The organism is Allobosea sp. OK403 (assembly GCF_900113835.1).
Lineage (GTDB): Bacteria > Pseudomonadota > Alphaproteobacteria > Rhizobiales > Beijerinckiaceae > Allobosea.
Window position 1 is genome coordinate 545,687 of sequence record NZ_FOQV01000001.1, and the last position, 19,500, is coordinate 565,186.

The window sequence follows — 19,500 nt, forward strand, 5'->3', positions numbered from 1 at the left end:
CAGGACAAGAGGGTGGCTATCATGGCACGCATGGAAATGAGCGCGATCCCCGCTTCGCTGGTGATCCCGACGGAAGCCTCCGCCGAGGCCTATTACGAGCTTGGGCTGATGTATGCCGCGGGCCGCAATCAGCCGGTGGACCTCGTCGCGGCGCAGAAATGGTTCAACGTCGCCCTGGCGCGTGGTTGTGGCCGGGCAGCCGCCCATCGCCAGGAACTGGCGCTCGAAATGACCCGCGACGAGATCGCCGAGGCGCTGCGCGAGGCCCGCAGCTTCCTGACGCGCCACTAGGAGTTGAGAGCATCGCTCACGCGAAAAACCGGTACCCATTTCGCGCAATGCTCTGATCGCCGCAGCGATCCGCTGAAGCCTCGGCGAGCCTTGTGGGGCGGGAAGGCGGCCGCTATAAGCCGCGCACTCCCAGATTATCCCTAAGGAACCAACGATGGCTGTCCAGCGTACCTTCTCCATTCTCAAGCCCGATGCGACGCGGCGCAATCTCACCGGCGCGGTCAACGCGGTCATCGAGAAGGCCGGCCTGCGTATCGTCGCGCAGAAGCGCATCCAGATGACCAAGGCCCAGGCCGAGACCTTCTACGCGGTTCACGCGGCTCGTCCCTTCTTTGGCGAGCTGGTCGAGTTCATGATCTCCGCTCCGGTCGTGGTGCAGGTTCTCGAAGGCGAGAACGCGATCGCGACCTATCGCGACGTGATGGGCGCCACCAACCCGGCCAATGCCGCCGAGGGCACCATCCGCAAGCTCTTCGCCCAGTCGGTCGGCGAGAACACCGTGCACGGCTCCGACGCGCCTGAGACCGCCGCGATCGAGATCGCGCAGTTCTTCGCCGGCAACGAGATCGTCGGCTGATCTCTCAAAATCCACGCCGTTGTCTTGGGCAAGCCGCATAGCGGCGCAGTCTCAGGATGACGGTGGGTTGCATGATGTGCAGGCGGGCTCTCGAGCCCGCCTTTTTTCGTTCACGCCACGCGGTGATCGTGCAGACAGTGGCCGTGATCGGCGAGCGACTCGATCACACGGCATTCGGCCACGCGGCCGTGCTGGCATTCGCCGACCATGCGCTGGAGCTCGCCGCGCAGCGACTGGAGCTGGGCGATGCGCCGCTCGACATCGGCGAGATGGCGTTGCGCGATGCTGTCGGCACGGTCGCATGAAGCTTGCGGCTCGGCCGCCATCGCCAGCAATTCGCGGATATCGTCGACGGCGAAGCCAAGATCGCGCGCATGCCGGATGAAGCGCAGGCGCTGCAGATGAGCGTCGCCATAGCTGCGACGGTTGCTCTGCGTGCGAATGGGGGCGGGCAGGAGCCCGATCTCCTCGTAGAAGCGGATCGTCGGAACCTTGACGCCTGTCGCTTCCGACAGCGCGCCGATCGGCATCTGCTCCATGGCGGCGGCCTCCCAATCCTCTGCATCGGCCGGCTCGAAGACCGGGAGCCGGTTTTCGGGCCGATGCTCTAGTCTCTAGAGGATATAGCGCGCAGGCCTCACCGATGAAACCCCGTGACCTGATCCTGGCTCACGGGGCTCGGAGTTCGCGCTTAGAAGCCGAGATCGAAGGCGTAGCTCGCCGAGATGCCGAGCGTGATCGAGTCGCGCGAGCCATAGGTTTTCACGATCGGTGCCTTGGCTGCGTCGCCGACCAGGCGCTTGTACTCGATATAGGTCGTGGTCGAGAGGCGCTCGGACCAGTTATAGGTTGCCTGCGCGATCGCGCCGTAGGAATGGACCCCGGCATTGAAGCGCTGCAGCAAGCCGCCGGTGCCGGCGGCGCCGGGATAGGAGCCGAAATAGGTCCGCAGATAGTCGGCGCCGACGATGCTCATGCGCGGACCGGCACCGAACGACCACTGGCCGACTCGGGCGATGGCGTCGAGCTTGAGTTCGGCGACCAGCGCGTCATGGGCGATGAAGCCGCGCCGCAGATCGACGCGGGCGCGCAGCCAGGAGGCCGGGTAGAACTCGGCGAAGCCGCCGGCCTCGAAGCCGAATTTCGTGTCGGGAACCGCGACCAGAGCGGGGTTGGTGCTGGCCTTGCGCTCCCAGAGCAGGTTGCCGGAGAAGCCGATGCGCCAGCCCTTGCCGGAGAAGAAGCCGATCGAGAGCGCATCATCCTCGGCCACCCACCAGGTGCTTTTCACGCCCTTGCCGAGCGAGATGATCGGGCGCGGCCGGAAGACGTAGTTGTTGGAGCCTGAATAATCGGGCTGGTAGCGCAGGCCGGCTCCCAGCGTCAGATTCCAGTGCTGTGCGGATTCGGGCGAGGTGAGGGTGGTGTAGTCGCTCGACTGCGCAAAAGCGCGCTGGCCGGACGAAAGGGCGAGACAGGCCAGCAGGCCCGCCAGGAACACAACGCAACGCATCGATGAGAACTCCGGCGCCAGGGCGCCTTTACCGAACACAACCTCACTCAACTTGACTCGTTAGTGTTAACCGCCGGTTGACACTCGCGCGCCGGCTGCGTCGAGAGGTGCCGAGAAAGGTGTGGCTGCGCGGGCCCGACATTTCTCCTGCACTGAACTTCGCATAGATCACGTCGCAATCGGACGGTTTCGTCCGATTGCGACGTGATCGATTCTAAAAGTTTAGAGCATTGCTCACACGAAAAACCGGTACCCACTTTTTCGCGCAATGCTCTAATAAGCAGCTATGACCGAGCTTCCCCGCATCGCCCATCTGCCATCCGTTTGCCCGCATGACTGCCCTTCCGCCTGTTCTCTGGAGGTCGAGGTCATCGATGGGCGCAGCATCGGGCGGGTGCGCGGCAGCAAGCGCCAGAGCTACACGGACGGGGTGATCTGCGCCAAGGTCGCGCGTTATTCGGAACGCATCCACCATCCCGACCGGCTGCTTCATCCGCTGCGCAGGACCGGTCCGAAGGGCTCGGGCCAGTTCGAGCGGATATCCTGGGACGAGGCGCTCGACGAGATCGCGCGCCGTTTCCTGGCGATCGAGCACGAGCACGGTGCGCAGGCCGTCTGGCCCTATTATTATGCGGGTACGATGGGCCTCGTCATGCGCGACGGCATCAACCGCCTGCGCCATGCCAAGCGCTATTCCGGCCAGTACTCGACGATCTGCACAACCATGGCCTGGACCGGCTTTATCGCCGGCACCGGCCGCCTCGCAGGCCCCGATCCGCGCGAGATGGCCAAGTCAGATTGCGTGGTGATCTGGGGCACCAACGCCGTACATACCCAGGTCAATGTGATGCACCACGCCGTCAAGGCGCGGAAGACGCGCGGCGCCAAGATCGTCGCGATCGACATCTATCACAATGCCACGCTCGCCCAGGCCGACCTCGCCTTGGTGCTGCGGCCGGGCACGGACGCGGCGCTGGCCTGTGCGGTGATGCATGTCCTCTTCCGCGATGGCCATGCCGACCGTGACTATCTGGCGCAGCACACCGATGCTCCAGACGAGCTGGAAGCGCATCTCGCCAGCCGCACGCCGGAATGGGCGGCCGCGATCACCGGGCTCGAGGTCGCGCAGATCGAGGAGTTCGCAGCCCTCGTCGGCACGCGCAAGAAGAGCTTTTTCCGGCTCGGCTATGGTTTTGCGCGCCAGCGCAATGGTGCGGTCTCGATGCATGCGGCGCTGTCTGTGCCAACCGTTACAGGAGCCTGGCAATACGAGGGCGGCGGCGCCTTCCACAGCAACAGCGGCATCTATAAATGGCGCAAGAGCCTGATCGAGGGGCTCGACCTCATCGATCCCAAAATCCGCCAGCTCGATCAGTCGCAGATCGGCCGGGTGCTCACCGGCGATGCGGAGGCGCTGCGCCAGGGTGGGCCGGTCAAGGCGCTCTTCATCCAGAACACCAATCCGGTTTCGGTCGCGCCCGAGCAGGAGCTGGTCAAGCAGGGCTTTGCTCGCGACGACCTCTTCACCGTCGTGCATGAGCAGTTCATGACCGAGACGGCCGGGATGGCCGACATCGTGCTGCCGGCGACCCAGTTCATGGAGCATGACGATATCTATCAGGGGGGCGGCCACCAGCACATCATGTGGGGCGGCAAGCTGGTCGACCCGCCGGGCGAATGCCGCTCGAACCATGAGGTCATCTGCGCGCTCGCCGAGCGGCTCGGTGCGCAGCATCGCGGCTTCCAGATGTCGCCGCGCGAGATCGTCGACTGGACGTTGCGCGAGAGCGGGCGCGGCACGCTCGACGAGTTGATCGCCAATGATTTCCACGACGTGCAGCCGGATTATCGCACGGCGCATTATCTCGACGGCTTCGGCTACCGCGACAAGAAGTTTCGCTTCAAGCCCGATTGGCCGAAGGTGCCCAACGCCAATGCCGGCACGGTCGGCCCTTACCAGGAGATGCCGGCGCTGCCCGACTACTGGGCCGTCATCGAGAACGCCGACGCAGAGCATCCCTTCCGCCTGGCGACGAGCCCGGCGCGCAGCTTCCTGAACTCGACCTTCACCGAGACCCCGGGCTCCCAGAAGAAAGAGGGGCGGCCGACGCTGATGCTGCATCCCGGCGATGCGGAAAAGCTTGGCATCGCGGCCGATGACGAGGTCATGGTCGGCAATAGCCGCGGCAGTGTGTATCTCCATGCCGTGCTGTTCGAGGGGCTGGTGCGCGGCGTCGTCATCGCCGAGTCGATCTGGCCCAATGCGGCGCACAAGCATGGGCGCGGCATCAACACGATCACGGGGGCGGATGCCGTCGCCCCCTTCGGTGGCGCTGCTTTTCATGACGTGAAGGTGTGGATCAAGCGAGCGTGACCTTCCGCGCTCTTGACCTTTGCGAGGCGCTGTGAACCATCGCCGACGCGCGGGCGAGGCATGAATCATGCGATCAGGGGCCCGTTTTCTTAGGGCTTGTGAAATCATGATGATGCGGCGGATGGGTGCGGTCGTTTTGGCCGGTGGGTTCTCTGTGCTGATGGGCTCGGTCGTGCTGGCCGCGAGCAGCTCCGCGCCGCTTCCGCCGCCGGACCCGACGGCGAAAAATCTCACCCCCTATATGATCCAGCTGCGCGCCTTCGACGCCTGCCTGCACACCCAGTCGCAATTGCTGCAGACGACCCGCGAGGCGGTGCATACGCCGTGCAGCTGCTACGCCAAGGGCACGGTCAACGCCATGTCCAAGGATGAGATCCAGGCCTTCCGCGACACCGGCTATTTCAACGACACGGCGCGCGAGAAGGGTCTTGAGTTCCTCGACAAGTGCAAGCTCAAGCGGCCGCTTTGACGGCTGCCGCTTCCGGAAAGAAACGCGCCCTGATCCGCGCTTCATAAGCGACGAGATTGGGGTGGCTTTCGACGACACCGCGAATGGCGGAGTCGAAGACCGGGCTGAGCGCCGACATCGTGAAGGCGCCCAGCGCCGCGTCGGCGCCGCAAGGCGTGTCGCCGAGCAGGAACTGGCGCTCGCCCAGAATACCGACGATCGCGGCATAGGCGCGTTTGGTCAGGGCCAGACGCTCCTCGGCGCTGTGTCGCCCGATGCCCTGGCCGTCGAGATTGTTCCGCACCTTGCGTTTCACCATGGCTATGACCAGCGGGCGCAGCGGGGCCGGCACTGTCTTGAAGAAGTGACGCGGGCCGCGGTCGAAATTCCCGCTGTCGATCCAGCGCTCGTGCACGACGATCCAGTAGAGCTGCTCTTCCAGCATCTTCTCCACGGCCCAGGCGACACCGCGCTGCTCCGGCGTCAGGCCCGCGTCAAAATCGATGCCGTATGCGCTCTCCAGATGGAAGCGGATGAAGCTCGAATCCGCAATGGTGACGCCGTTGTCGACGATGATCGGCAGCTTGCCCTTGGGTGCGTTGCGCATGTTCCCCGTCACGCGCTCGAACGGTAGCCCCGACATCCGCAGCAGGATCTCGGTCTTGATGCAGAACGGGCTCGGATCGGGCAGGCCGAAGCCTGGCCCGAAGCTGTGCAGGATGATCATGTCGCGGTTTCCTCTTGGCATTCTCGTTGGCCTGGAGCTACTGCCACGCTCCTGACAGAATTCGTCAGCAGCCTGGGCCATTCTGAGCCCGACGAAGCTCGGGTGGAAATCAAGAACATGCAGCGCGCCGAACGATTGCTCGATCTGATCCAGAGTTTGCGCCGTCGGCGCCGGCCCGTGACGGCCGATACGCTCGCCGCCGAGCTCGATGTCTCGGTTCGCACCGTCTATCGCGACATCGCCGCATTGATGCGACAGGGCGTGCCGGTCCGGGGCGAGGCTGGCATCGGCTATATCCTCGACGCCGGCTTCGACCTGCCGCCGCTGATGCTGTCACCCGATGAGATCGAGGCTGTTCTGGTCGGCATGCGCTGGCTCAGCGAGCGGGCGGACCCTGTTCTGGCGCGCGCGGCGGAGGATGTTGTCAGCAAGGTCGCGGCCGTGCTGCCGGCGCATCTCAAGCCGATTCTGCTCGATGGTGCCTTGTTCGCTCCCGCCTATGGCTCGGAGAAGCCGGTCGACCAGGTTGACGTCGCCGGCGTCCGCGCCGCGATCAGGCAAGGCCGCAAGCTCTCGATCCGCTATCGCGACGAGGCGGGACGGGAATCGCAGCGCATGATCTGGCCGATCGGCATGACCTTCTACGAGCGAGTGCGCATCGTCATCGCCTGGTGCGAGCTGCGCGAGGCGTTCCGCCATTTCCGCACCGACCGCATTACCGACCTCGCCTTGCGCGAAGAGCGCTACCCGGCGCGGCGCGCCGATCTGTTGCGACGCTGGCAGCAGCAGGAGGATGAGCGCGACAGGGCCGCTTGCGAGCAGCGGGAGGCGGCTCAGAGCCGCGCGATCACGCCATCGACCAGCGCGACACGGCCCGAGGCGACCTCGGCGAGCGCGCGCGGATAAAGCGTGTGCTCCTGCGCCAGCACGCGCTGGCTCAGGCTGTCCTCGTCGTCGCCCGGCAGAACGGGCACCTTGGCCTGGGCGATCACCGGTCCGGCATCGAGCTCGGGCACGACGAAATGCACGCTGCAGCCATGCTCCGTGACGCCGGCCTCGAGCGCCTGGCGGTGCGTATGGGTGCCCTTGAACAGCGGCAGCAGCGAAGGGTGGATGTTGATAAGCCGCCCTTCCCAGCGCCGGACGAACCAGGGCGTCATTATCCGCATGAAGCCGGCGAGCGCGATCAGCTCGATCTGGTTGATGCGCAGGACCTCGTCCATGGCGCGCTCGAAGGCCTCGCGATCCCTGTTGAAGGCACGATGATCGACAGTCGCGGTCGCGATGCCCAAGGCGCTGGCGCGTTCGAGCCCGCCGGCGCCGGGGATGTTCGAGAGCACGAGCGCGATCTCGGCGGGGAAATCATCCGCCTGCGCGGCTTCGGCCAGCGACAGCATGTTGGAGCCGCGCCCGGAGATCAGGACGGCAGTGCGCTTGCGGAGAATCAGCGTGCTCACAGGGCGAGCTTGCCGCGATAGCTGACGGGCTCGTCGCCGGCGGCGAGCGAGACGACCTCGCCCAGCCGGATGGCGGGTTCGCCGGCGGCCTTCAGGGCTGCCTCGACCTCATCGGCCTTGGCGGCGTCAGCGGCGACGATCATGCCGATACCGCAATTGAAGGTGCGCAGCATCTCGCGCTCGACGACGCCACCGGTCGCTGCGAGCCAGGCGAAGACGGGCGGGACGGAGATGGCCGACAGATCGAGCGAGACGCCGAGCCCTTCGGGCAGGACGCGAGGGATATTGTCGGGAAAGCCGCCGCCGGTGATATGGGCGAGCACCTTGATGCCGTCCGTCGCCTTCAGCGCCGCGAGCAGGGTCTTCACATAGATCCGCGTCGGGGTCAGCAGCGCCTCGGCCAAGCTCTGGCCAGGCGCGAAGGGGGCGGGCGCATCCCAGCTCAGTCCGGCAAGCGCAACGATGCGGCGGACCAGCGAATAGCCGTTGGAATGCACCCCGGAGGAGGGCAGGCCGAAGACGACGTCGCCGGCCGCGAGATCAGCACGCGGCAGCAACGTGCCGCGCTCGGCGGCGCCGACCGCAAAGCCCGCGAGATCGTAATCCTTGTCGGCATACATGCCGGGCATCTCGGCGGTCTCCCCGCCGATCAGCGCGCAGCCCGCCTGCCGGCAGCCATCGGCGATGCCGCGCACGATCTCGACGCCGACCTTGGGGTCGAGCTTGCCGGTGGCGTAGTAGTCCAGAAAGAGCAGAGGCTCCGCTCCTTGGACAACCAGGTCGTTGACGCACATCGCGACGAGATCGATGCCGATCGTCGCATGCAGGCCGCTCTCGATCGCGATCTTGACCTTGGTGCCGACGCCGTCATTGGCGGCGACCAGAATCGGATCGTTGAAACCGGCGGCCTTGAGATCGAACAAGCCGCCGAAGCCGCCGATCTCGGCGTCGGCGCCGGGACGGCGTGTCGAGCGCACGAGAGGCTTGATGGCGTCGACCATGGCGTTGCCGGCGTCGATGTCGACGCCTGCCTGCGCATAGGTCAGTCCGTTCGCGCCGGGCTTTGTCATGATCTGCGGCCTCATCCTGTTTGAGGCGAGCGATAGGCAAGCGCGGCGCTGCTTGCAAGCCAGGACAGCGCTTTCGCCCTTGCCGATCCACCGATTCGGGTTCTAGCGTCACGGCCCCGCCTGCGCGAACCCCATCGCATGACGCTTCCCAACCTGATCACCATCGGCCGCCTCATCCTGGTGCCGCTCGTGATCGTGATGATCATCGATGCGCGCTGGCAGCTGGCCTTCATCATCTTCGTGGCGGCGGGCGTGTCGGACGCCGTCGACGGCTTCATCGCCAAGCGCTTCGACATGGCCAGCGAACTCGGCGCCTATCTCGACCCCGTGGCCGACAAGGCGCTGATCGTCTCGATCTACATCACCCTGGCCGTGGTCGGGGCCATACCCTCCTGGCTCGTCATCCTGGTCGTGTCCCGCGACGTCATGATCGTCTCGGCCGTGATCCTGTCCTGGGTGATGGAGCGGCCGGTCGAGATCGCGCCCTTCATCGTCAGCAAGCTCAATACCGCTGCGCAGATCGCCTTCGCTGCGCTGGTGCTGGGCTCGCGCGCCTTCGGTGTCGATCCGGGGCAAGCCATGCAGCTCGGCCAGCTTCTGGTGGCTCTGTTGACGCTCGGCTCGATGACAGCCTATCTCACCTTCTGGTTGCGGCACATGGCGGCGTGAGGCTCTGGCGGCGTGAGGCTGCTGGCCGCGCGGAAGGGTAACGACGATCTCGGGCCCCTAGAGCAGGATGCGAAAACGTGGAGACCGATCTTTCGCATCGATCCTGCTCTAACTCTTTGATGAGAGACGGATTCAGATTTCAGATGGGATCACTTCGTGGTTCCATCTGAAATCATCCGGCTCTTGGAACTTTCATCCGCATCGCCCATTTGTGCAGCGCATGATCGCCGACCCACAAAGCCTTGAGTCCGCTTCTGATCGACAAGTGAGAGCAGGATTGGTGAGAGCAGGATCGATGCGAAAGAGCGGTTTCCACTTCTTCGCATCCTGCATGAGGGGCCTGGATCGATGACCTTGCAACGTCAAATCGGCTTCTGGCTGGTCTCGCTCGTCGTGTTCGTGCTGCTGCTCGTGCTGCTGCGCGACGTGCTGCTGCCCTTCGTCGCGGCGCTGGCGCTCGCCTATCTGCTCGATCCCCTGGCCGACCGGCTGGAAAGGATGGGGATGGGCCGGCTCGCGGCGACGATCGTCATCCTTTTTGTCTTCCTGCTGGTCTTCGTGTTGGCGCTGGTGTTGCTCGCGCCGCTGCTCGGCCAGCAATTGGCCGGGCTGGTCCAGCGTCTGCCCGCTGACGCGGCAAAGCTTCAGGCGCTCGTGCTGGAGCGCGGCGCTCCCTGGCTGGAGCGGCTTGGCGGCGCGAAGCTCGCTACCGAGGCCCAGAGTTCGCTCGGCAATCTCGTCGGCGAGGGCACCAAATGGGTCGGCAGCGTGCTTCAGTCGCTCTGGACCGGCGGCACCGCCATCGTCGGGGTGTTCTCGCTCCTGGTGCTGACGCCGGTGATCGCCTTCTATCTGCTTGTTGATTGGGACCGCATGATCGCGACCGTCGACGGCTGGCTGCCGCTCGACCATCGCGATACCATTCGCGGCCTGCTTCATGAGATGGACGTCGCCATCGCCGGCTTCCTGCGCGGCCAGGCGCTGGTCTGCCTGCTGCTCGGCATCTTCTATGCGGTGGGTCTGAGCCTGCTCGGCGTCAATTTCGGCGCGTTGATCGGCATCATCAGCGGCTTCCTCTCCTTCATTCCCTATGTCGGCTCGCTGACGGGGCTCGTGCTCGCGGTCGGCGTCGCCATTGTCCAGTTCTGGCCGGACTGGACCTGGCCGCTGGCGACGCTCGCCGTTTTCGCCGCGGGCCAGTTCCTCGAAGGCAACATCTTCCAGCCGAAATTCGTCGGCGGCTCGATCGGTGTGCATCCGGTCTGGCTGATGTTCGCGCTGCTCGCCTTCGGCTCGCTGTTCGGCTTCGTCGGCCTGCTGCTGGCGGTGCCGCTGGCGGCCGTCATGGGCGTGCTCTGTCGCTTTGCGCTCAGACAATACCTCGCCAGTAACATCTATCATGGCGGGGACGCGACCAGGGCCGCGAAGGTCCGCGCGCGCGCCGGGGCGGATATCTGATCTCCATGTCCGATCTGCCAAGCCGCCCCCGCCAGCTTGCGCTCGACTTGCCGGTCGACAGCCGCCACGGGATCGAGGATTTCCTGATCGGCCCTTCCAACGAGGCCGCCTATGGCCTGGTCGAGGCCTGGCCGAACTGGCCTGAATCCTGGCTGCGGCTCGTCGGGCCGCAGGATGCCGGCAAGACCCATCTCGCCGCAATCTGGGCGAAGATCGCCCATGCCTGGACTGTTTCGGTCGCCGAGGTCACGCAGGAGAGCGTCCCGCATCTGATCTCCGGCGGCGCGCTCGTGGTCGAGGATTGCGATCAGGGTGTCCGCGACGAGCCGGCGCTGTTCCACCTGATGAATGCGATGAAGGCGAAGGGCGGCTTCCTGCTGCTGACAGCGCGCAGTGCCCCCGATCTCTGGGGGCTGCGCGTGCCCGATCTGTTGTCGCGCCTGAGGCTGGCGCCGCAGGCGACGATCGCGCCGCCCGACGACGCGCTGCTGCGGGCGGTGCTGGTCAAGCTCTTCATCGACCGGCAGCTCATCATCGATGCCGGCATCATCGAGATGCTGGCGCTCAGGATGGAGCGTTCCTTCGCGGCAGCGCGCGCGCTGGTCGATACGCTTGACCGGCTTTCGCTCGAACGCGGTCGCCGCGTCACCCGCGCGCTCGCAGCCGAGGCGCTGGCCGCGTTGTTCCCGGCCGAGTGATCAGCCGCGCGGCGGGGCCGCTGATGGCTGCGAGACCAGCCGGGCATACATCGCCTCGGTCAGCAGGTCATGGGCGCGCGCCGCGATGGCATCGAGCGAGGGTGTCTTGACGAACATGGCGGCTGCTTTCTCCGCCAGCTCCTCGCGCGTCGGCAGGACCGGCAGATGCAGTTGCGCCAGCGCCTCATGCGCCTGCTGCTGCATTTCGACCAGGCGATCTCCGGCGCGATGCTGCAGATCGGCCAGTGCCGTGCGCAGATCGGCCAGCGTCATGGTCGGCAGATTCAGATCTGACAGGCTCGGCGTCGCGGCATAAGCCTCCCAGAAGGCTGCGATGGCGCGTTCCAACGGCACGGAGGCAGCTAGTCGCTCGGCCGAGCGCTCGATCACGCGCGGCGGCAGCGCCTGCGAGCGCTCGATGACCGCTTGCGGCGGCTCCCTCAGTTCCCAGACCAGCCCGAGCTTGGAGAGCCCGAGGATGATGTAATAGGTCGGATCCCACTGCCACCAGCGAAAGCCCTGGCGCACGCTGTACTGATAGGCGTGATGGTTGTTATGCCAGCCTTCGCCCATGGTGATGACCGCCAGCCACCAATTGTTGCGGCTCTCGTCGCCGGTGACATAGTCCTTGTCGCCATGCACATGCGCCAGGGAGTTGATGCAGAAGGTGGCGTGGAAGACGCAGACCGTCGACCAGAAGAAGCCGACGAACAGCCCCGCCCAGCCATCGATCGCAAAGCAGATCAAGGCGAGCAGGACCGCGGGCGCGATTTCGAAACGATGGAGCAGGCGCAACTCCTGAAACTTCGTCAGATCCGTGATCGTCGACGGATCGAAGCGGGCATGGCCGCGGGCGAAGATCCAGCCGAGATGCGAATAGACGAAGGAAGTCAGCACGGGCGAATGCACGTCATGCTCGGTGTCGGCGTAGCGGTGATGATGCCTGTGCTTGGAGGCCCACCAGAGCACGCTCTTCTGCGCTGTCGACTGCGCCAGCAGCGCCAGCAGGAACTGCCCGAAGCGGCTGATCTTGTAGGTTCGGTGCGAGAAATAGCGGTGATAGCCGCCCGTCACCGCAAACATCCGCAACCAGTACAGGCCGATCGCCAGCCAGACCGAGGTCCAGGTCACGCCGCTCCAGATCGCGCCCAGACAGGCGAGGTGCACCAGCACGAAGGGGATGGCGGCGGGATAGACGATGTCGCCATCGTCGTGAGGGGTCTCGATCTGGGACAAGTCGTTTCTCTGATTTGAAAGGCAGGCTGCAAGGGGGCGGTGCAAAGGGTGGCGTTGCGCGACAAGAACAGGACCGGCCAGGCTCGCGCAAGTGCGGTATTATGATCCAGCCGTCGCCGTCGCGGCGTTCAGAGGCTTCCTGGGCAAGCAAAGCCGGAGAGCTAGGACCGCGATCAGCACTGTGATGAAAGGCCAGTAGAACGGGTCCATGACCGCGCGCTTGCCGAAGGTTACCATGAAGCTGAGCCAGATGTAATAAGCCCCGCACAAATGGAGCCAGCGCCAGGCTTTCGGGCCGATCATTGCGGCGGTTCTGTCGAACGATGTTGCGGCCATGGCGAGGATGAAGAGATAGGCGAGCCCGCCCGAGATCAGTGTTCCCGTGTTGCTGAGCTGCTTGAACAGGGTCGGGGCCGTGCTGGCCAAGGCGATGATGGCAAGTCCGTGCAGCCCATGGGAGAGGGCGAAGGACAGTCCGAGATAGCGCCGGTTCCGTCTTTGCCAGCGCGTCCAGATACTGGGGCAGGCCAGGAACAGGGCTGAGGCCGTGAAAGCGAGGCAGAACAACACCAGAGATGTTCGCGCCGTGATGCGGATGACCAGCCGGATGCCGTCGCTTCCGCCGGACGAGGTTGCAAGCGCAGCAAGCGCGCCCAGAACGAGTCCGGATGAGAGCAGCCCAAGCAGTGGCCAGCCTTCCAGCAGGCCTGCCGGAAACGATGGCTTCGGCTCGTTCCGCGCGATTGTCATGTCGATGCCGTTCTGTGAGAGGCGTGCGCCGCTATTGAGCGACGATTGCATCGGCCGGCGCTCCAGGCAATAAATGTAATCAATGATTACATGATTGTGATACGAAGGCGCTTCTCCTGCTTTCGGAACGGGTTCACTCCTTTGCTGGCGGGTTTCCTCCTGTGCCGGAACGTGCACTAGCTTCGATCCATGAGCACCGTGAAACCGACTCGGACCGGAGACCGCCAGGCGGGCGAGGGCAGTCCGGCCTATCATCACGGCAATTTGCGCGAGGAGCTCGTCGAGCAGGCGCTCAAGCTGGCTGAGGAAGGGGGCCTCTTGGCGGTGAGTGTCCGGGCGGCGGCGCGATTGGCCGGGGTCTCGCCGGCAGCTCCGTTCCGCCACTTCCCGGACAAGATGACGCTGATGACGGCGGTGGCCGAGGAGGCTATGCGGCGCTTCAGGGCCGAAATCGCGCTGGCGCTGGCGCAGGAGGTGGATGATGATCCGATGCTGCGCATACGCGCCATCGGACGGGCCTACCTCGATTGGGCCAGACGCAATCCGACCCATTTCGAAATCATCTCGTCACGGCGCTCGATCGATTTCGACGGCTCGCCGTCGCTGGGCCGGGAGAACGCCGAAATCCAGGCTCAGATCGAGGCCCTCTTGCTGGAGGCGGCGCAACGCGGGCTTCTACGTTGCAACGACCGGCACCTGATCCAGATTGCGGCGCGTGCGTTGGTGTATGGTCTCGCGCGCATGCTGGTCGATGGCCATTTCCCGAGTTGGCAGGTCGCCGATGCGGACATCGAAGGAACCATGGCCAAAGTGCTCGATCTGTTCGTGGACGGGCTGGTCAAGGAGCGGCCGCGCCCTGAACTGTGATCTGGCAGGTGCGATCGAGATGAAGGCCGGGACCGAATGTCATCGAAGCGTCACGCTAGGGTGGCTTCAAGGGCGGATGGGATCGAAGCGGCGGAACTGACGTGGCACGAGCGGCGGCAGGGGCAAAAGCGAAGCAAATGAACGCGCGAACGGCAGAAACCATGGATCTCGACATCCCCACCATTGACGCCCACGGCGCCGATACCCCGCTGCGGCAATCGCCCGCCCGCTTCATGAACCGCGAGCTGTCCTGGCTGCAGTTCAATCGCCGCGTCATGGAAGAGGCCTCGAACCGCAATCACCCCCTGCTGGAGCAGCTGCGCTTCCTCTCGATCTCGGCCGCCAATCTCGATGAATTCTTCATGGTCCGCGTCTCCGGCCTGCGTGAACAGCTCAAGGCCGGTGTGGTCACGAAGAGCCAGGATGGCCTGACCCCGGCCGAGCAGCTCGCAGAACTAGGCAAGGCGGTCTCGGCGCTGACGGACGACCAGCAGGCGCGTTGGGTCCAGCTGAAGCGCGATCTCCATGAGAACAAGATTCACCTGCTCGGCCCGAGCGAGGTCGGCAAGCAGGAGCGGGTCTGGCTGGAGGATTATTTTCTCCACTATATCTTTCCGGTGCTGACGCCGCTGGCGATCGACCCGGCGCATCCGTTCCCCTTCATCCCCAATCTCGGCTTCACGCTGGCGCTGGCGCTGGAGAGGATCAGCGACGGGCGCCAGCTCGACGCGCTGATACGCGTGCCGATCAAGATGGACCGCTTCATCGAATTGCCGGATCTGGGGCGCGAGGGGCTGCATCGCTTCATCACGCTGGAGGACGCGGTCTCGCTCTTCATCGGCAAGCTCTTCCCGGGCTATGACGTCAAGGGCACCGGCTCGTTCCGCGTCATCCGCGACACCGATCTCGACATCGAGGAGGAGGCCGAGGATCTGGTGCGCGTCTTCGAGACGATGCTGAAGCTGCGTCGGCGCGGCGTCGTCATCCGTCTCGAGGTCTCGACCGGCATGCCGGCGCATCTGCGCAAGCTGATCGTGCGCGAGCTCAAGGTCGACCCCGACGAGATCGTCGATGTCGCCGGCATGATTGGCCTCAACGAGCTCTCGCAGCTTGTCGGCGTCGACCGCCCCGACCTCAAGTTCAAGCCCTACAACGCCCGCTTCCCCGAGCGCATTCGAGAGCATGCTGGCGACTGCTTTGCCGCGATCCGCCAGAAGGACCTGATCGTCCACCATCCCTATGAGAGCTTCGACGTCGTCGTGCAGTTTCTGCAGCAGGCGGCGCGCGATCCCAGCGTGGTCGCGATCAAGCAGACGCTCTACCGCACCTCGTCGAACTCCCCGATCGTGCATGCTCTGGCCGAAGCGGCGGAGGCCGGCAAGTCAGTGACCGCCCTGGTCGAGCTCAAGGCGCGCTTCGACGAGGAGGCCAATATCCGCTGGGCCAAGGATCTGGAGCGCGCCGGCGTCCAGGTCGTTTACGGCTTCATCGAGCTCAAGACCCACGCCAAGCTGTCGATGGTGGTGCGCCGCGAGGCCGGCCAGCTTGTGACCTATTGCCATATCGCTACAGGCAACTACCACCCGATCACGGCGCGCATCTACACCGACGTCTCCTTCTTCACCGCCGACCCGGTGATGTCGCAGGATGTCGCGCGCATCTTCAACTTCATCACCGGCTATGCCGAGCCGGCTGAGCTGGAAAAGATGTCGGTGTCGCCAGTGGGGCTGAAGCAGCGCCTGCTCTCCGACATCGCCGAGGAGGTCGCCCATGTAAAGGCCGGCCGCAAGGGCGCGATCTGGGGCAAGTGCAATTCGCTGGTCGATCCCGAGATCATCGACGCGCTCTATGATGCGAGCCAGGCGGGCGTCGAGATCGACTTCGTCGTGCGCGGCATCTGCTGCCTGAGGCCCGGCGTTCCCGGCCTGTCCGAGAACATCCGCGTCAAGTCGATCGTCGGCCGCTTCCTGGAGCACACCCGGATCTACGCTTTTGGGGCAGGCCACGGCCTGCCTTCGGCGAAGGCCAAGCTCTACATCTCCTCTGCCGATCTGATGCCGCGCAACCTCGACCGTCGCGTCGAGGCGCTGACCCCGATTTTGAACGCTACGGTCCACCAGCAACTGCTCGAACAGATCATGCAGGCCAATTTCCTCGACAACGAACAGAGCTGGACGATCTTGCCCGATGGCGGTTCGCAACGCATTGTCCCGGCCCCGGGCGACGAGTCGTTCAACGCCCATAAATATTTCATGACCAATCCGAGCCTGTCCGGACGTGGAAAATCCCTCTCCAACTCCAGCCCCAGAAGCCTCCCCAAGCGGGCGGCCAAGAAAAGCTGAGATGACCGGCATGGGCCTCGTTGCGGGGCGGCTGAGCCTTGGCGAGACGATCGCCATCATCGACATCGGTTCGAACTCGGTTCGCCTCGTCGTCTATGAGATGCTGGCGCGCTCGCCTGCCCAGGTCTTCAACGAGAAGGAAATGGCGGGACTCGGTCGGCAGGTCGCCACCACCGGCCGGTTGGCCGAGGAGGCGATGGAGCGTGCGCTCGAGGCGCTGCTGCGCTTCCGCATCCTTTGCGAGGCTATGCAGGTCGGCGAGATTCGCGTCATCGCCACCGCTGCCGCGCGCGAAGCCGCCAATGGACCGGCCTTCCTCGCCAAGGCGGAGCAGGCGATCGGCCAGCGGATTGAACTGATCTCCGGCGGCCGTGAGGCTTATCTTTCCGGGCTTGGTGTGATTTCCGGATTCGCCGAGCCGCATGGCGTCGCAGGCGATCTCGGGGGCGGTTCGCTGGAGCTTGTCGGGGTCGATGGCAACCGCGTCGGGCCGGGCATCAGCCTGCCGATCGGCGGCCTCGCGCTGATGGACAAGGCGAAGGGCCAGATCAAGCTGGCCGAGAAGATCGTTCGCGAACAGCTGGATCATCACCCACAATTGGCGGCGATGCGCGGCAAGGATTTTTTTGCTGTCGGCGGCACCTGGCGGGCGCTTGCGACGCTGCATCAGCGCCAGTCCGGCTACCCACTCAGCGTCATGCACGGTTATACCGTGCCGGCCCGCGACGTCGCGGATTTCGCCCGGCTGGTCGAGCGCGCCGATGCTTCGGTCCTGGAAGCGATCGACGCCGTCTCCTCCGCGCGCCGGCCGCTCCTGGCCTATGGCGCGCTGGTGCTCGATCTGCTGATCAAGCGCGGCCGTCCGCGCGCGGTGGTGATCTCGGCGAGCGGTGTGCGCGAGGGCCTGCTATACGACATGCTCCCGGAGGACGAGCGCCGGGTCGATCCGCTGCTGCGCGGCGCCCAGGACTACAACCAGTTGCGCGCCCGCGAACCGCGCCATGCCGCCGACCTGATTGAGTGGGTGCGGCGCCTCGTTGCCAGCGCCGGCTTGCCGGACGATCCCGCCGGCGGCCGCCTGCAGGACGCCGCCTGCCTGCTCTCCGATATCGGGTGGCGCGCCCATCCCGATTATCGCGGCGAGCAGAGCCTCAACGTGATCGCGCATGCCGCCTTCAGCGGCGTCGACCACCCGGGCCGTGCTTTCCTCGCCCTGACGGTTTTCCATCGCTACGCCGGCGCAAAGAGCGATTCTCCCGCTGCCGCCGGTCTGAGGCAGTTGCTGACGCCGCGCCTGCTGGAGCGCTCGCAGCTTCTCGCCAGCGCCTTCCGTGTTGCCTATCTGCTCTCGGCCGGGATGCCCGGCATCCTGCCGCGCGCGACGCTGGCCTGCGTCGACAGCCGGCTCGTCCTGCGCCTCTCCGGCGAACTCCATGCCTTGTCGAGCGAGCGCGTGACGGGCCGATTGAAGCAACTCGCCAAGCTGCTCGGCCGCGAATACGAGATCAGCCTCGGCTGACGCGGCCTTCCAGGCTCGGATCACAGGGATCTCGCGCGTTTTTCGGGCTGTCTGATCCGTCATTGCGAGCGAATTGAAGCAATCCAGGAGGTCTCGCTCTGCGCCCTCGTGGATTGCTTCGTCGCTAGAGCCGGATGATTTCAGGCGGAGTCACAAAGTGACTCCGCCTGAAATCTGAATCCGTCTCTCATCAAGGAGTTAGAGCAGGATTGCTGCGAAAAACCGGTTCCCACTTTTTCGCATCCTGCTCTAGCGCGCCTCGCAATGACGGTTCGAGCCGGTCGGAAAACGCTCTAAGCGACGGAAACCCGACCGCGCACGATCCTGAGGCCCAGATTACCGTTCTTGAGCGCGATCGCCTTCTCGCCGAAGACCTCGCGCCGCCAACCCTTCAGCGCGGGCACGTCGGCCTCGTCGTCGAAGGAGATGGCTTCCAGATCGTCGGAGGAGGCGATGATCTTCGGCGCCACGCGCTCGGCATCCGCAACCGCCTTGAGCAGCACCTTGAGCAGATCGAGCACGGCGCCGTTCGTGGCGCGGCCGCGCTCCCGCTCCAGCCGGGGCAAGGTCTTGGGATCGAGCGCAAGCCCGCGCCCGACCGCCGCCAGCACCTCGCCGCCGGCGCGCGAGCGCTCGAAGCCGTTGGGCACCGAGCGCAGCTCCGCCAGCGCCTCGACCGAGACGGGCCCGCGCTGCACGATGTCCATCAGCGCATCGTCCTTGAGCACGCGCTGGCGCGGCACGTCGCGGCTCTGCGCCTCGCGCTCGCGCCAGGCGGCGAGCTCCATCAGCAGTGCCAGCTCCTTGGGCTTGCGGATCCGGCCCTTCAGGCGCTGCCAGGCGTTCTCCGGCTTGACCTCATAAGTGCCGGGCGAGTTCAGGACCGCCATTTCCTCGGCGACCCAATTCTCGCGGCCGCTGGCTTTGATGTCGGCGTCGAGCGCGAGATAGATGTCGCGCAGATGGGTGACGTCGGATTCCGCATAAACCAATTGGGCCTCGCTGAGCGGGCGGCGCGACCAGTCGGTGAAGCGCGAGGATTTGTCGATCCGCGCCTTGGCAAGGTCATTGGCGAGCTGCTCGTAGCCGACCGAGTCGCCGTAGCCGCAGACCATGGCGGCGACCTGCGTGTCGAAGAGCGGCTTGGGGATCAGCTTGCCGATGATCCAGACGATCTCGAGATCCTGCCGCGCCGCATGAAAGACCTTGGCCACGGCCTCATCGGCCATCAGCGCCAGGAAGGGCGCGAGATCGAGGCCGGGCGCGAGCGGGTCGACCAACACGGCCTCGTCTGGCGAGGCGAGCTGGATCAGGCAGAGCTTGGGGTAATAGGTCGTCTCCCGCAGGAACTCGGTGTCGACCGTGACGAAGGGATGCGTAGCCAGACGCGCGCAGGCGTCGGCCAGATCCTGGGTGGTTGTGATGAGGCTCATGAGGTCGGCTCATAGCAGACAGAGTATCGCCATGTCGCGGGCGTTCTTGACAATCCGCGCCGCGGCGTGTG

At 65.1% G+C, this 19,500-nt stretch carries 19 protein-coding genes; 11 read left to right on the forward strand and 8 right to left on the reverse strand.

Annotated features, from left to right (window positions below; translation table 11 throughout):
* The first annotated feature begins 21 nt into the window (after positions 1–21).
* Entirely contained in the window at positions 22–291 is a 270-nt protein-coding gene (locus tag BMZ97_RS02335) for an SEL1-like repeat protein (RefSeq protein WP_244546197.1), read from the forward strand.
* A gap of 154 nt (positions 292–445) precedes the next feature.
* Positions 446–868 carry a nucleoside-diphosphate kinase gene (gene ndk / locus BMZ97_RS02340; RefSeq protein WP_092165056.1) on the forward strand — a complete coding sequence of 141 codons (423 nt, stop codon included), beginning with the start codon at positions 446–448 and terminating at the stop codon, positions 866–868.
* A gap of 110 nt (positions 869–978) precedes the next feature.
* Here ndk and BMZ97_RS02345 read toward each other — a convergent pair whose 3' ends face one another.
* A complete protein-coding gene (locus tag BMZ97_RS02345; protein WP_092165058.1) occupies positions 979–1,407 on the reverse strand; it encodes a MerR family transcriptional regulator in 429 nt (142 codons plus the stop codon).
* Between the two features lie 152 nt (positions 1,408–1,559).
* Positions 1,560–2,381: a MipA/OmpV family protein gene (locus BMZ97_RS02350; RefSeq protein ID WP_139221133.1), complete on the reverse strand. Its 822-nt coding sequence runs from the start codon at positions 2,379–2,381 to the stop codon at positions 1,560–1,562.
* Between the two features lie 286 nt (positions 2,382–2,667).
* Here BMZ97_RS02350 and BMZ97_RS02355 point away from each other — a divergent pair, with 286 nt between their 5' ends.
* Together BMZ97_RS02355 and BMZ97_RS02360 are read left to right on the forward strand one after the other, a co-directional pair.
* The gene (locus BMZ97_RS02355; protein WP_092165062.1) at positions 2,668–4,755 is read left to right on the forward strand and encodes a molybdopterin-containing oxidoreductase family protein; all 2,088 of its coding nucleotides are present in this window, start codon (positions 2,668–2,670) and stop codon (positions 4,753–4,755) included.
* A 121-nt stretch (positions 4,756–4,876) separates the two neighbouring features.
* A complete protein-coding gene (locus BMZ97_RS02360; RefSeq protein ID WP_139221134.1) occupies positions 4,877–5,224 on the forward strand; it encodes a hypothetical protein in 348 nt (115 codons plus the stop codon).
* Here BMZ97_RS02360 and BMZ97_RS02365 read toward each other — a convergent pair.
* Positions 5,208–5,930, reverse strand: a complete 723-nt coding sequence (locus BMZ97_RS02365; RefSeq protein ID WP_092165066.1) for a glutathione S-transferase family protein — start codon at positions 5,928–5,930, stop codon at positions 5,208–5,210. The genes BMZ97_RS02360 and BMZ97_RS02365 overlap by 17 nt on opposite strands.
* Before the next feature lie 117 nt (positions 5,931–6,047).
* Between BMZ97_RS02365 and BMZ97_RS02370 the strand changes: the two genes are divergently transcribed.
* Positions 6,048–6,836 carry a helix-turn-helix transcriptional regulator gene (locus BMZ97_RS02370; protein WP_092166524.1) on the forward strand — a complete coding sequence of 263 codons (789 nt, stop codon included), beginning with the start codon at positions 6,048–6,050 and terminating at the stop codon, positions 6,834–6,836.
* Here BMZ97_RS02370 and purN read toward each other — a convergent pair.
* Positions 6,764–7,387: a phosphoribosylglycinamide formyltransferase gene (gene purN, locus BMZ97_RS02375; protein ID WP_092165068.1), complete on the reverse strand. Its 624-nt coding sequence runs from the start codon at positions 7,385–7,387 to the stop codon at positions 6,764–6,766. The two genes, BMZ97_RS02370 and purN, sit on opposite strands and share 73 nt — an antisense overlap.
* Positions 7,384–8,457 carry a phosphoribosylformylglycinamidine cyclo-ligase gene (gene purM / locus BMZ97_RS02380; RefSeq protein ID WP_092165070.1) on the reverse strand — a complete coding sequence of 358 codons (1,074 nt, stop codon included), beginning with the start codon at positions 8,455–8,457 and terminating at the stop codon, positions 7,384–7,386. The genes purN and purM overlap by 4 nt, the downstream gene beginning before the upstream one ends.
* A gap of 138 nt (positions 8,458–8,595) precedes the next feature.
* Here purM and BMZ97_RS02385 point away from each other — a divergent pair, with 138 nt between their 5' ends.
* From BMZ97_RS02385 to BMZ97_RS02395, 3 genes are all read left to right on the forward strand, one after another.
* Entirely contained in the window at positions 8,596–9,126 is a 531-nt protein-coding gene (locus BMZ97_RS02385; RefSeq protein ID WP_092165072.1) for a CDP-alcohol phosphatidyltransferase family protein, read from the forward strand.
* A gap of 348 nt (positions 9,127–9,474) precedes the next feature.
* Positions 9,475–10,584: an AI-2E family transporter gene (locus BMZ97_RS02390; RefSeq protein ID WP_092165074.1), complete on the forward strand. Its 1,110-nt coding sequence runs from the start codon at positions 9,475–9,477 to the stop codon at positions 10,582–10,584.
* 5 nt (positions 10,585–10,589) lie between these two features.
* Complete coding sequence (locus tag BMZ97_RS02395) at positions 10,590–11,282, forward strand: P-loop NTPase family protein (protein WP_244546198.1); 693 nt, start codon at positions 10,590–10,592, stop codon at positions 11,280–11,282.
* Here BMZ97_RS02395 and BMZ97_RS02400 read toward each other — a convergent pair whose 3' ends face one another.
* Positions 11,283–12,518, reverse strand: a complete 1,236-nt coding sequence (locus BMZ97_RS02400) for an acyl-CoA desaturase (RefSeq protein ID WP_092165076.1) — start codon at positions 12,516–12,518, stop codon at positions 11,283–11,285.
* A gap of 99 nt (positions 12,519–12,617) precedes the next feature.
* A complete protein-coding gene (locus BMZ97_RS02405; protein WP_244546199.1) occupies positions 12,618–13,445 on the reverse strand; it encodes a hypothetical protein in 828 nt (275 codons plus the stop codon).
* 12 nt (positions 13,446–13,457) lie between these two features.
* On the opposite strand from BMZ97_RS02405, the gene BMZ97_RS02410 reads away from it, so the two are divergent.
* The 3 genes from BMZ97_RS02410 to ppx all read left to right on the forward strand — a co-directional run bounded on the left by BMZ97_RS02410 (position 13,458) and on the right by ppx (position 17,996).
* On the forward strand, positions 13,458–14,135 hold the full coding sequence (locus BMZ97_RS02410; RefSeq protein WP_092165078.1) for a TetR/AcrR family transcriptional regulator: 678 nt from the start codon (positions 13,458–13,460) through the stop codon (positions 14,133–14,135).
* Positions 14,136–14,296: 161 nt separating this feature from the next.
* Positions 14,297–16,477, forward strand: coding sequence for an RNA degradosome polyphosphate kinase (locus BMZ97_RS02415; RefSeq protein ID WP_244546257.1), 2,181 nt, complete (start codon positions 14,297–14,299; stop codon positions 16,475–16,477).
* A 1-nt stretch (position 16,478) separates the two neighbouring features.
* Positions 16,479–17,996, forward strand: a complete 1,518-nt coding sequence (gene ppx, locus BMZ97_RS02420) for an exopolyphosphatase (RefSeq protein ID WP_092165082.1) — start codon at positions 16,479–16,481, stop codon at positions 17,994–17,996.
* A gap of 293 nt (positions 17,997–18,289) precedes the next feature.
* On the opposite strand, the gene rnd is transcribed toward ppx, so the two are convergent.
* The gene (rnd, locus tag BMZ97_RS02425; protein WP_092165084.1) at positions 18,290–19,429 is read right to left on the reverse strand and encodes a ribonuclease D; all 1,140 of its coding nucleotides are present in this window, start codon (positions 19,427–19,429) and stop codon (positions 18,290–18,292) included.
* Between the last annotated feature and the right edge of the window lie 71 nt (positions 19,430–19,500).